General features: G+C 70.8%; 11 protein-coding genes. 9 read left to right on the forward strand and 2 right to left on the reverse strand.

Annotation, left to right across the window (positions count from 1 at the left end):
* Positions 1 to 67 precede the first annotated feature (67 nt).
* Positions 68 to 2,017 carry a Stk1 family PASTA domain-containing Ser/Thr kinase gene (pknB, locus tag H629_RS0101970; protein ID WP_024355681.1) on the reverse strand — a complete coding sequence of 650 codons (1,950 nt, stop codon included), beginning with the start codon at positions 2,015 to 2,017 and terminating at the stop codon, positions 68 to 70.
* 94 nt (positions 2,018 to 2,111) lie between these two features.
* Here pknB and H629_RS0101975 point away from each other — a divergent pair, with 94 nt between their 5' ends.
* Positions 2,112 to 2,459 carry an Rv2175c family DNA-binding protein gene (locus H629_RS0101975; protein WP_024355682.1) on the forward strand — a complete coding sequence of 116 codons (348 nt, stop codon included), beginning with the start codon at positions 2,112 to 2,114 and terminating at the stop codon, positions 2,457 to 2,459.
* 60 nt (positions 2,460 to 2,519) lie between these two features.
* Here the strand turns inward: H629_RS0101975 and H629_RS0101980 are convergent, their stop codons facing one another.
* Positions 2,520 to 3,620, reverse strand: a complete 1,101-nt coding sequence (locus H629_RS0101980) for a polyprenyl synthetase family protein (RefSeq protein WP_024355683.1) — start codon at positions 3,618 to 3,620, stop codon at positions 2,520 to 2,522.
* 73 nt (positions 3,621 to 3,693) lie between these two features.
* On the opposite strand from H629_RS0101980, the gene H629_RS0101985 reads away from it, so the two are divergent.
* From H629_RS0101985 to mraY, 8 genes are all read left to right on the forward strand, one after another.
* Positions 3,694 to 4,083 (forward strand): DUF3040 domain-containing protein, encoded by a 390-nt coding sequence (locus H629_RS0101985; RefSeq protein WP_024355684.1) that lies wholly within the window; start codon positions 3,694 to 3,696, stop codon positions 4,081 to 4,083.
* 578 nt (positions 4,084 to 4,661) lie between these two features.
* Positions 4,662 to 5,093: a division/cell wall cluster transcriptional repressor MraZ gene (gene mraZ / locus H629_RS0101990; protein ID WP_024355685.1), complete on the forward strand. Its 432-nt coding sequence runs from the start codon at positions 4,662 to 4,664 to the stop codon at positions 5,091 to 5,093.
* Positions 5,094 to 5,105: 12 nt separating this feature from the next.
* A complete protein-coding gene (gene rsmH / locus H629_RS0101995; RefSeq protein ID WP_024355686.1) occupies positions 5,106 to 6,092 on the forward strand; it encodes a 16S rRNA (cytosine(1402)-N(4))-methyltransferase RsmH in 987 nt (328 codons plus the stop codon).
* The gene (gene ftsL / locus H629_RS0102000; protein WP_024355687.1) at positions 6,089 to 6,679 is read left to right on the forward strand and encodes a cell division protein FtsL; all 591 of its coding nucleotides are present in this window, start codon (positions 6,089 to 6,091) and stop codon (positions 6,677 to 6,679) included. Before rsmH ends, ftsL begins: the two co-directional genes overlap by 4 nt.
* 40 nt (positions 6,680 to 6,719) lie before the next feature.
* The gene (locus tag H629_RS0102005; protein ID WP_024355688.1) at positions 6,720 to 8,522 is read left to right on the forward strand and encodes a peptidoglycan D,D-transpeptidase FtsI family protein; all 1,803 of its coding nucleotides are present in this window, start codon (positions 6,720 to 6,722) and stop codon (positions 8,520 to 8,522) included.
* 26 nt (positions 8,523 to 8,548) lie between these two features.
* Positions 8,549 to 10,105, forward strand: coding sequence for a Mur ligase family protein (locus H629_RS0102010; RefSeq protein WP_024355689.1), 1,557 nt, complete (start codon positions 8,549 to 8,551; stop codon positions 10,103 to 10,105).
* Positions 10,102 to 11,517, forward strand: coding sequence for a UDP-N-acetylmuramoyl-tripeptide--D-alanyl-D-alanine ligase (locus H629_RS0102015; protein WP_024355690.1), 1,416 nt, complete (start codon positions 10,102 to 10,104; stop codon positions 11,515 to 11,517). Before H629_RS0102010 ends, H629_RS0102015 begins: the two co-directional genes overlap by 4 nt.
* Positions 11,514 to 12,599: a phospho-N-acetylmuramoyl-pentapeptide-transferase gene (mraY, locus tag H629_RS0102020; RefSeq protein WP_024355691.1), complete on the forward strand. Its 1,086-nt coding sequence runs from the start codon at positions 11,514 to 11,516 to the stop codon at positions 12,597 to 12,599. Before H629_RS0102015 ends, mraY begins: the two co-directional genes overlap by 4 nt.
* The last annotated feature ends 11 nt before the right edge of the window (positions 12,600 to 12,610 follow it).

The raw sequence follows: 12,610 nt of genomic DNA on the forward strand, positions 1-12,610 counted from the left end.
GTCTCGGGACCGCAGGACCGCGGAGTCTCAGAACCTCAGAACCCGAGAACCCTGCCGACCCCGAGGCTCAGAGCGAGATCGTGCTCTTGACCCGGATCTCCGTGCCGGCCGGCACTCGCTCGCCCGCCGCCGGATCAGTGCCGGTGGCCTTCGCGAAGCCGCGCAGGGCGTCCGGCACGAGCGTGGTGGGGGAGAACCCGGCCCCCGCGAGCGCGTCCATCGCCTCCTGCAAGCCCATGCCGGACACGTCCGGGATCTCGAACAGTTCCGGGCCGAGCGAGATGGTCAACCCCACCGAGTCACCGGGACGCACCGGATCGGTGGTGGGGATCATCGCGATGACGCGGCCCTTCTCGATCTCGGCGTGGTGCTCCTCGGCGGCCAGCGACGCGTCGACCGTGAGGCCGCTCGCCTGCAGCGCCCGCGTGGCCTGCTCGACGGAGAGGCCCGCGACCTCGGGAATGGCGCCGGCCGAGACGACGAGGTCGACCCTGCCGCGCTCGGGGTAGGTCTCCGCGAGGGGTTCACCGTCCTCGCCGAGCGCCGCGAGCACGGTGTCCGCGGTCGAGGCGTCGAAGCGCTCCTCGAGCACCTCGCCGAAGGTGAAGCCCGCCTCTCGGATGGTTCGCTGGGCCTGTTCGAGGGGGAGGCCGGAGATCGTCGGCACCGGCAGCTGCTTCGGCCCGCTCGACTGGCACAGGCGCACCGTGCTGCCCCGGTCGAGGCGCGACCCCGACTCTGGATCGGTGCTGGCGGCCAACCCCGCGGGCACGTCGAGGCTCGAGCACTCGACGACCTCCACCAGCAGCGAGCGATCCTCGAGCGCCCCCTGGGCCTCGGCCATCTGCTGTCCGGCGACGTCGGGCACGGTCACCCGCGATCCGGGACCCTGGCCGAACCACCAGCCCGCGCCGCCCGCGAGCGCGATGAGCAGCACGAGCAGGGCCGCTGTGAGCCGGCCCTTGCGGGTGCGTCGCGCCGCCGAGGCGGCCGCTCGGTCGATCGGCGAGGGCGGCGCCGATGCCGGCTGCGGCGCGGTGCCGCCCGTCTCGGCGGGATCGTCGCCCAGGCCGGCCGCGAGCGCCTGCCGCTGCGCCCCGTCGAGCGCCGTGGTCGAGGGGGTCGGCGTGCCGCCGGCCAGATCGTATGGCAGGACCCGGGTGGCCCCGGCCGGAGCGTGCCCCGAAGAAAGCCCCGACATGAATGCGAGCGCCTCTGCGGCGTCGCGCGGTCGATCCTCCGGGTCGCGCTGCGTGGTCCACCGCACCAGCTCGTCGATCTCGGGCGTCGCCTCGCTCGCCTTCGCAGAGGGGAGCGGTACCTCCGAGTGCGCGTGCTGGTACGCGATCTGCATCGGCTGCTCGCCGGTGAACGGCTGCGATCCGGTGAGCATCTCGTAGAGCATGATGCCGAAGGCGTAGAGATCACTGCGGGCGTCCGCGATGCCGCGGGTGACGAGCTCGGGCGAGAGATACGCGATCGTGCCGAGCAGCGCCTGGCCCGTCGTCGTGTTCGCGCTGACGGCCCGGGCAAGGCCGAAATCGCCGAGCTTGATGCGGCCGTCGTCGGCGAGCAGCACGTTCTCGGGCTTGAGATCTCGGTGCACGATGCCGGCCTGGTGCGCCGCGGCGAGACCCGAGAGCACGGCCCCGCCGATCTCGAGCGCCTGCTCCGCTGTGAGCCGCTTCTGCTGCTTCAGCAGCTCGCGCAGCGTGATGCTCGGCAGGTACTCCATCACGAGGTAGGTGCGGCCGAGATCGTGCCCCTGGTCGAAGACGTTCACCAGATTGGGGTGGGAGAGACCGGCGGCGCTGCGCGCCTCCTGCTCGAAGCGCCGCGTGAAGTTCTCGTCCTCGGCAAGGTGCTCGTGCATGACCTTCACCGCCACCCGGCGCTCCAGGCGCAGGTCGTTCGCGAGGTACACCATCGCCATTCCGCCGCGGGCGATGCGCGAACGGATCACGTATCGTCCGTCGAGCGTTTGCCCGATCAGCGGGTCGGCAGGCACAGAGGTCACGTCGAGATTCTACGGAAGAACCATGCCCGCTCGCGGGATGCGCGCCGCGCGGCCGCGGATTGCGATCCGCGGAGGACGCTGGCAGAGTTGAAGCGTGCCCCAGAACATTGCACCCGATACGCCGTTCCTCACGATGCCCGATCTCGTCGAGATCTTCGACCTTGCGCCCGGCAAGATCCATCGTCTCATCGAAGACCACCACCTCGCCGCCGTGCGCATCGACGGCGTGCTGAGCGTGCCCGCCGAGTTCGTGCAGGACGGGCACCCGCTGCCCCCGCTGCGCGGCACGATCCTGGTGCTGCGCGACGCCGGGTTCTCGAACGAGGAGACCGTGGCGTGGCTGCTCTCGCCCAACGAGGAGTTGGGGGAGCGGCCGATCGACTCGCTGCTCGCGGGCCGCAAGAGCGCGGTGCGCCGGGCGACCCAGGCCCTCGCCTTCTGACCCCATACCGGGGCTGCCGGGCGCGCTGAGACCGGCGTCCTGGAGTGCGCGAGACGCGCCCTAGAAGGCGCGACGGGCCGCGCGCTCCGACAGGCCGAGGAGCAGCTGCGCCGCATCCGGCCGGATCTGCGCGCGCTGCAGCGACGAGGTGGCGCGGTCGAGGTTGCGCGTGATCATCTCCTCGACGCGCTCGACAGCCCCGCTCTCGCGGATCGTGCGCTGCAGCATGGCGACCTGCTCGCGGTCGAGCTCGCTGCCGAGCATGTCGTCGAAGATGCGCCGCTGCGTCGTCGGCAGGTTCTCGCGGGCGAGCGTGACGAGCACGGTGCGCTTGCCTTCGCTGAGGTCGTCGCCGATGGGCTTGCCCGTCAGCTCCTCGTCGCCGAACACGCCGAGCAGGTCGTCGCGCAGCTGGAACGCCACGCCGACCGGCAGCCCGAAGTCTGCGAGCGCCCGCTCGTGCTGCTCGCCGGCGCCGGCGAGGGCGGCCCCGATCAGCAGCGGGGCCTCGACGCTGTACTTCGCCGACTTGTAGACGAGCACCCGGGTGGAGCGTTCGAGCTGCTCCTCGTGCGCGGCGAATTGAGCGTGCTGCTCTTCGAGCACGTCGAGGTACTGCCCTGTGGCGACCTCGCTGCGCATGCGGTTGAAGTGCCGGCGGGCCTGCTGCGCGGCGGCACGGTCGGGCAGGGCGTCTCCCGCGGCCTGCATGAGCTCGTCGGCCCACGACTGCAGCAGGTCGCCGAGCAGGATCGCGCCGGCGAGGCCGAAGTGGTCGGCCGAGCCGCGCCACCCGTGCTGCTGGTGCATCGCCGCGAACAGGCGGTGGGTGGCCGGACGGCCGCGGCGGGTGTCCGAGCGGTCGATGACGTCGTCGTGGATCAGCGCCGCCGCGTGGAAGAGCTCGAGCGCGCACGCCGCGTCGAGCACCGCGCCGAACTCGGCGTCGACGTCGGAGGCGAGGTCGAGGGGGCGGATCGCGCGGTAGCCGAGCACCGCGAACTGGGCGCGGAATCGCTTGCCGCCCGAGAGGAAGCCGAAGGCCTCGTCGAGCAGGGGTTCGGCGTCGGCCCCGAGGGGTTCGAGAGCGGCGCGATGTCGGGCCAGCGTGTCGTTGATCCGCTCCTGAATAAGCCCTGCGAGTCGTGTCGTTTCTTGCACGCGACTAGCCTAGCCGCGCGCCGGAGACAGTAGACTGTGGGGAACGGATCATTCAAGTGCGGGAGGGATCGTCATGGCGCTGTCAGAACATGAACAGCGGCTGCTCGACGAGATGGAGCGCAGCTTCTATCAGAGCGAAGCCGACGTGCTGCAGACCGCCCCCGGCGCGCGTCGCCGGATGAACTACCGGTCCCTCGTGCTCGGCATCGTCGTGGTGCTCGTCGGCCTGGGCGTGCTGATCGGCGGCGTCGCCTCGCAGCAGCTCTGGCTCGGTCTCATCGGCTTCGCCGCGATGCTCGGCGGCGTCATGCTGATGTTCGCCCGCGGTTCCTCCGCCGAGACGAGCGGCGAGGCGTCCCTCGGCAAGCCCGCTGACGATGCGGGCGCGCGGGCGTCATCGCGCGAGTCGTTCAGCGAGCGCATGGAGCGCCGCTGGGACGAGCGCATGGAGGGCGAGCGCTAACCGGCGCACATCGCAGAGATCTCAGAGGCCGCGGTTACGACCGCGGCCTTTTTCGTGCCCGCATTCGGCATGCCGTGCTGAGCCGTCGCGCAGTTGCGCCCCGAGCCGTCGCGTAGTTGCGCCCCGAGCCGTCGCGCAGTGCGCCCCGAGCTCGCTGCCTCTCACCGTTCCTCTCCGCGCCTCGGCGGTCTGCAAATCGGGGTCACTTCTAGCCGTGTCGAAGTGCGACACGCGGCCACAAGTGACCCCGAATGAGGTGGGGCTCTGCTGGTGCGGCGGATCGCGCGCTGGCGGAGGCAGGCCGTGCCGTGCGCGCTCGGCTCCACTTTCCTCCACTTCCGGCTGACGCGACCCCGCATACCGGCCTCTGGGGCACCGTTCTGCCGGATTCGGGCGGTCGCGAGGTGCACGCGCGCCTGTCTCCGATCGCTCGGGAGTGTCGCTGAGATTCGCGAAATCTCAACGGAGTCGCGGGATGGCGTGGGCGAGCCGCGACTGGGTGGAGAGAAAAACCCGTGAAGTGGAGGAAAGTGGAGTAGTGTGGGATTCCACAGTCGAGTCGGTGAAAGGGGGCGTCCGTGTTCCTCGGTACCTTCACGCCCCGCCTCGACGAGAAGGGCCGACTGATCCTCCCGGCCAAGTTCCGCGACGAGCTCGCCGAAGGCCTCGTCATCACCCGCGGGCAGGAGCGCTGCCTCTACGTCTTCAGCGAGAGCGAGTTCGCCGAGATGCACGACCGCATCCGGCAAGCCCCCGTCACCTCCAAGCAGGCGCGCGACTACCTGCGCGTGTTCCTCTCCGGAGCGCACCCGGAGACCCCCGACAAGCAGAGCCGCATCACGATCCCGCAGGCGCTGCGCGAGTATGCGGGTCTCGACCGCGAACTCGCGGTGATCGGGGCCGGCAGCCGCGCCGAGATCTGGGATGCCGAGGCCTGGCAGAGCTACCTGGCCGAGCAGGAGTCGGCCTTCTCCGACATCGAGGAGGAGGTGATCCCGGGCATGTTCTAGCCCGGACGCATCATGATCCAGCACGACACCCCCGAACGAGACGACCGAGACGCGAGCGAACTGCACGTTCCCGTGCTGCTCGACCGCTGCCTCGAACTGCTCGCGCCCGCCCTCGACCGGCCCGGCGCCGTGGCGGTCGACGCGACCCTCGGCATGGGCGGTCACACCGAAGCCATGCTCGAAGCCCACCCCGACCTCACCGTGATCGGGCTCGACCGCGACACCGAGGCCCTCGGACTCGCCGGTCGCCGGCTCGAACGCTTCGGCGACCGCATCGTGCGCGTGCACGCCGTCTACGACGAGATCGGCCAGGCCGTGCGCGACGCGGGCTACGATCGCATCGACGGTGCGCTCTTCGACCTCGGCGTCTCCTCGCTGCAGCTCGACGAAGCCGATCGCGGCTTCGCCTACGCGCAGGACGCGCCGCTCGACATGCGCATGGACCAGAGCCGCGGCGAGACCGCGGCCGAGGTGCTCGCCTCCGCCCCCGAGGGCCGCCTCCGGGCGATCTTCGAGCGCTACGGAGAAGAACCGCTCGCCGCCCGTTACGCCCGTGCGATCATCGCCGCGCGATCCGAGGCTCCGATCGAGCGCAGCGGCCAGCTGGTCGAGGTGCTGCAGCAGGCCACGCCAGCGGCGGTGCGGGATCAGCGCCACCCGGCCAAGCGCGTCTTCCAGGCGCTGCGCATCGAGGTGAACGGCGAACTCGCGGTGCTCGAACGCGCGATCCCCGCAGCCCTCGACTTGATCGGCCTGGGCGGCCGCGCCGTGATCATGTCCTACCAGTCGCTCGAAGACCGACTCGTGAAGCGCGAGCTCGCGAAGCGCAGCAAGTCGACGGCCCCGCCCGGGCTGCCCGTCGAACTGCCCGAGCACCGGCCCGAGTTCCGCCTGCTCACCCGCGGTGCGGAGCTCGCCGACGATGCAGAACGCGCCCGCAACCCGCGGGCCATCCCAGTGCGGCTGCGAGCCGCCGAGCGCACGAGGGAGGTGCGATGAACAGCACGGTTCCGATCCGATTCGACGCCGCCCCCGCGGGCGGGGCCCCGGCGAACGCTCCGGCGCAGCCCGGCGAACGGCACCTGCGCATCGCCGAGACGCCGCAGACCCTCAAGCAGCGCGCCGCGAGCCCGCTCCTGGGCGGCCTCATCGCGGTCGGCGTGATCCTCGTCATCCTCGCGACGCAGCTGGGACTGAGCATCGCGATCTCCCAGGGCGCCTACGAGGCCCGCGCGCTCGAGATCGAGCAGCGCGATCTCTCCCGCGTCGAGCGGGTGCTCTCCCAGCACGTCGACAAGCTCTCGTCGCCGCAGAACCTCGCCGAGAACGCGGCGGCCCTCGGCATGGTGCAGAACGCCAGGCCCGCCACGCTGCGCCTCAGCGACGGCGCCGTGCTGGGCGCGCTCGACTCGCCCACTTCCGAGGTGCGCGGCAACCTCGTGCCGAACTCCACACTCGAATCGATGCCGGTGGTCGACGCCGAAGGCCTGCTGGTTCCGCGCGGCGCGGTCGGCGGTGCACAGGAACAGTCCATCGACCCGCCGGTACGTTGGAAGGGCAAGCTGCCCGCTCCGGAGACCCGCTGAGCGGGCTCCCGGAGCACCGCGCACGAGAGGGGGAGGGAACATGCGATCACTCCGCACCGCCGCGCTGCGGCGCACCATCGCACTCGCGATCGTCGTCATCGCCGCGCTCGTCTTCCTCGTGCGCCTCGTCGACGTGCAGATGGTGTCGGCCGCCGCGCTGAACGAGGACGCCCGCGACAAGCGCGCCGTGCCCGTCAAGATCGCGAGCGTGCGCGGCGACATCGTCGACCGCAACGGCGAGGTGCTCGCCACGACCGACGAGCGCTACGACGTGCAGCTCTCCCCGAAGAACACCACCCTCAACGGCGGCAAGTTCCCGCGCCCCGACCTCGAGCGCGGCATCGGCACCGTCACGGTGACCGCGAAGGAGGCCTTCGGCGAGATCGGAGCGCTCACCGGGCAGTCGGCCGAGGAGATCCAGAAGATCGTCGACGATGCGCTGGCCGAGAACCCCAAATCCGACTTCGCCTACGTGAAGCGCGGCATCGACCTGCCCACGCTGAACGAGCTCAAGAAGCTGCAGATCCCGTGGCTCACCTTCGACCAGCACCACACCCGCGACTACCCGAACGGCGCCGTCGCGGGCAATCTGATCGGCTTCAACGGCTTCGAGGGCGTGCCGCTCTCCGGCGTCGAACTCTCCCAGAACGAGTGCCTCACCGGCGTCGACGGCCAGGAGACCTACGAGCGCGGCGCCGACGGCGTCGCCCTGCCCGGCAGCGTCGTCGTCACCGAGAAGGCCGTCGACGGCGGTACCGTCGAGCTCTCCATAGACCTCGACCTGCAGTGGGAGGCCCAGCAGGCCATCAACGCCCAGGTGCAGCGCACCGCATCCGAGTGGGGGATGCTCGTGGTGATGGACGTGAAGACCGGCGAACTCGTCGCCGTCGCCGAGGACGGCTCCGTCGACCCGAACGACGTGGACGCCTCGGACCCCGCGAAGCGCGAGGCCCGATCCTTCACCTCGCCCTACGAGCCCGGCTCGACCTTCAAGACCATCACCGCATCGGCGCTCATCGACCAGGGCGTCGCGACGCCGTACACGCGCAACCTCACCCCCGACTACCTGGAGCCCGAGCCGGGCGTGCGCTTCGGCGACTCCTTCCGGCACGAACCGATGCAGTGGACGCTCACGGGCATCCTCACGCAGTCGTCGAACGTGGGCACCGCGACCCTCGGCAACCTGCTCCCCGCGGAGACCCGCTACGACTACTTGCAGCGCTTCGGCATCGGGGTCGGCACCCAGGCAGGGCTGCCGGTCGAGGACGCGGGCCTGCTCTACCCGCCCGAGCAGTGGGACCGCCAGACCTCCTACAACACCGCCTTCGGGCAGGCGCTCTCGGCCACCATCGTGCAGACGGCCGGCGTCTACCAGACGATCGCGAACGACGGCGTGCGCATCCCGCCCACCCTCGTGCGCAGCTGCACCGACGACGCCGGCGAGCGCACCGAACTCGACCACGGCGAGCCGCAGCGCGCCGTCTCGGAGCAGACCTCGGACCAGGTCATGCAGATGCTCGAGACCGTCGTGACGCAGGGCTGGTACAAGAACATCATCGACATCCCCGGCTACCGGATTGCGGGCAAGACCGGCACCGCCGAGCAGGTGGATCCGGAGACCGGCCGCTACCGCAGCGACTACGTGCACTCCTTCGCCGGAATCTTCCCCGCCGATGACCCCCGCTACGTCGCGGTAGCATCGATAGCGTTCCCGGGCACGGGCTCGAACGAGGGCGGCACCGCCGCCATCACCGCCTTCCGAGAGGTGGCTGAGGCGACGATCCGCACCTTCCGCATCCCGCCCTCCACCGGAACCTTCGAACCGCTCCCCACGGAGTACTGATCAGACGCCCGCAGGAGGCCTACGCAGTGAGTACCGGAGATGCCCTGAGCATCCGACCGCAGCACCCCGCACCCGTCCGGCTCGACGAGCTGGCGGTGCGCTTCGCCCTCGAGCCGCGGGGCGAGACCGCTGGCGTCGCCGCCACCGGCGTCACCCTCGACTCGCGCGACGTGCGGCCGGGCGACCTCTACGCGGCCCTGCCCGGGGCCCGCCGCCACGGCGCCTCCTTCGCGACGCAGGCCGAGGCCGCCGGCGCGGTGGCCCTGCTCACCGACGCCGAGGGCGCCGGGATCGCACGGGAAGCCGGATCCGCCCTGCCGATCCTCGTCTCCGAGCAGAACCCGCGCGAGATCCTCGGCGAGGTGGCCGCGACCGTCTACGCCACGAGCGACTTCGGGGCCAAGGTGTTCGGCATCACCGGCACCAACGGCAAGACGAGCGTGGTCTACCTGCTCGCCGAGCTGCTGCGCGCGGCCGGCTTCACCCCGGGCCTCAGCTCGACCGCCGAGCGGCGCATCGGCGACGAGGTGATCGTCTCCGACCTCACGAGCCCCGAGGCGCCCGAGCTGCACGCGCTGCTGGCCCGCATGGGCGAGCGCGGCGTCGACGGCGTCGCGCTCGAGGTCTCGGCGCACGCTGTGGAGCGCCACCGCATCGACGGCGTGCGCTTCGACGTCGTCGCCTTCAACAACTTCTCGCAGGACCACCTCGACGACTTCGGCGACATGGAGACCTACTTCGCCGCGAAGCTCGCGCTCTTCGCGCCCGAGCACGCCGAGCGCGGCGTCGTGGTCGTCGACTCGCCCCACGGACAGCGGATCGCGCGCGAGTCGCGCATCCCCGTCACCCGGCTCGCCACCGAGTACGGGCAGGAAGCCGACTGGCACCTCGCGATCACCCGCCAGACCATCGACGGCGTCTCCTTCGTGCTGCAGGGCCCGGAGGGCGCGCACTTCCGCGGCAGCGTGCCGCTGTTCGGACGCTTCATGGCCGAGAACGCCGCGCTGGCGCTCATCATGCTGCACGAGGCCGGCGTGCCGCTCGCACGGGTCGAGGCCGGCCTCGACCGGGGCCGGATCCCCGTCTACATCCCGGGCCGGCTCGAACTGATGTCGGCGGCGGACGCCGGAGGGCCTCGCTTCTACGTCGACTACGGGCACACCCCGGGGGCGTTCGAAGCGATGCTCGATGCGCTCGGCGAGGTCGCCCCCGGCAAGATCATCTTCCTGTTCGGCGCCGACGGCGACCGCGACACCACGAAGCGCGAGGAGATGGGGCGGATCGCGGGGGCCGGATCCGACACCGTGATCGTCTGCGACTACCACCCCCGCTCCGAGCCGCCGGAGGCGATCCGCGCCCAGCTCATCGCCGGAGCGCGCTCGGCCGACCAGGCCGAGGTCATCGAGGAGGGTGACCCCCGCACCGCGATCCGCCTCGCCATTTCGCTCGCCGGAGCCGGTGACGTTATCCTGTATGCCGGTCCCGGACACGAGGACTACCAGGAAGTCGCCGGTCAGCATCTGCCGTACTCGGCGCGTGATGAGGTACGCGGTGCGCTCCGCGAGGCAGGATTGCTTCCGTGATTGAACTGACGCTGGACGAGGTCGCGCGCGCGACCGGAGGGCGACTCGTCGCGGAGGCCGACCCCCTGACCACAATCTCCGGAGAGTCGCAGACGGACTCGCGCGAGGTGCGTCCCGGTCAGATCTTCTTCGCCCGACGCGGAGAGGAGACCGACGGCCACCTGTTCGCGGGCAAGGCCGTCGAGGCCGGAGCCGCGCTGCTCGTCGTGGAGCGGGAGCTCGACGAACCGGTGCCGCAGATCGTGGTGGCCGACGCGACGGACGCGCTCGGAGCGCTCGCCACGGAGGTGGTGCGGCGCGTGCGCGACCGCGGCGAACTCACCATCGTGGGCATCACCGGGTCCAACGGCAAGACGACCACCAAGAATTTCGTCGCGGTCATGGCGGAGCGGCTGGGGCCGACGGTCGCGTCGGCGAAGTCGTTCAACAACGAGGTCGGCGGACCGCTCACCATGCTGCGCGTCGACGGTGCCACCCGCACGCTCGTCGCCGAGATGGGCGCCAGCGCCGAGGGCGAGATCGCCCGGCTGACGGCCATGGCCCCGCCGCACATCGGCGTGGTGCTCTCGGTCGGTCTCGCGCACGCCGGCGAGTTCGGCGGCATCGAGACCACCTTCCGCACGAAGAGCGAGATGGTGCGCGAGCTGCCCGAGGGCGCGGTTGCGGTGCTCAACCGCGACGACCCCCGCGTCGCGCAGATGGCGGATCTCACCCGCGCCCGCGTGCGCTGGTTCGGGCTGCACCCCGAGGCCGATGTGCGCGCGAGCGACGTCGATTCCTCAGCGGAGGGCACCCGGTTCACGCTGCACACGACGCTCGCGAGCGGCGAGGCCGCGTCGCAGCCGGTGCACTTCCGCGTGCTCGGCGAGCACCACGTCATGAACGCCCTGGCGGCAGCCGCGGTCGGCCTCGAACTCGGGCTGCCGCTCGCCGATGTCGTCGAGACGCTCGAAGCCGCGACCCTCGCCGCGCCCGGCCGCATGCAGGTGCTCGGCGGCCGCGACGGCATCACCATCGTCAACGACGCCTACAACGCCAGCCCCGACTCCATGAGCGCCGCGCTGCGCACCCTCGCCCAGATCCGCAAGCCCGACGGCCGCTCGGTCGCGGTGCTCGGCGCGATGAGCGAGCTCGGCGAGTACTCGATCGAGGAGCACATCCGCATCGGCCTGCAGGCCGTACGGCTGCGCATCTCCGAACTGGTCGTGGTGGGCAAGGAGGCGCGCCACCTGCACATCAGCGCCATCAACGAGGGATCGTGGGACGGCGAGAGCGTGTTCTTCGAGACCCAGGACGAGGCCTACGACTACCTGGAGCGCACGCTGCGGCCGGGCGACACGGTGCTCGTGAAATCGTCGAACTCGGCGGGGCTGCAGCGCCTCGGCGACCGCCTGGGGGAGGCCCACGCATGATCGCGCTGCTCATCGCCGGCGGTTTCTCGCTGCTCTACTCGCTGCTGCTCACACCGCTGTTCGTGCGCGGCTTCAACCGTCTGCGCTGGGGTCAGCCGATCCGCGTCGACGGTCCGAAGGAGCACGAGGTGAAGCGGGGCACGCCCACGATGGGCGGGCTCATCTTCCTGTCGGGCTCGGTGATCGCGTACTTCGTGGGCAAGCTCATCATGGGGGAGACCCCGTCGCCGTCCGCGCTGCTCGTGATCCTCATGGCGGTCGGCGCGGGCCTCGTGGGCTTCATCGACGACTTCATGAAGGCCCGTCTGCAGAACTCCGCGGGGTTGAACGGCTGGGCGAAGATCGCGGGCCAGATCGCCATCGCGATCGCCTTCGCGCTGCTCGGGCTGCAGTTCGCGAACGAGGCGGGTGTGACGCCGATCTCGACGCACATCTCGCTGTTCCGCGACACCTCCTTCGACTTCCTGATGTTCGGCGCCGTCGCGGGCACCGCGCTCTTCATCATCTGGATCATGGTCATCGTCACGGCCACGACCAACGCCGTCAACGTCACCGACGGCCTCGACGGGCTTGCGGCCGGAGCCGCGATCTTCGCGTTCGGCGCCTACCTGGTGATCGGCTTCTGGCAGGGTGCGCAGAGCTGCGCGGCGACCGCCGGCGAGCTCGGCTGCTACGGCACCCGCGACCCGATGGACCTGGCCGTCGTGTCGGCGGCGTTCCTCGGCGGGCTCGCCGGGTTCCTGTGGTGGAACACGAACCCCGCCAAGGTGTTCATGGGCGACACGGGATCGATGGCCATCGGCGGCGCGATCGCGGCGCTCGCGATCCTCACCCGCACCGAGCTGCTGCTCGTGCTCGTGGGCGGGCTCTTCATCATCGAGACCGGATCCGTGATCCTGCAGCGCCTCTACTTCAAGGTGACGAAGGGACGGCGCATCTTCCTGATGAGCCCCATCCACCACCACTTCGAGCTCAAGGGCTGGGCCGAGGTGACGGTGGTGGTGCGGTTCTGGATCGTCGCCGGCCTGTTCGCGATCGCGGGCGTCGGCGCGTTCTACGGCGAATGGCTGCTGCAGCAGTGACGGAGCACGGC

Source organism: Leucobacter chironomi DSM 19883, from assembly GCF_000421845.1.
GTDB lineage: Bacteria > Actinomycetota > Actinomycetes > Actinomycetales > Microbacteriaceae > Leucobacter > Leucobacter chironomi.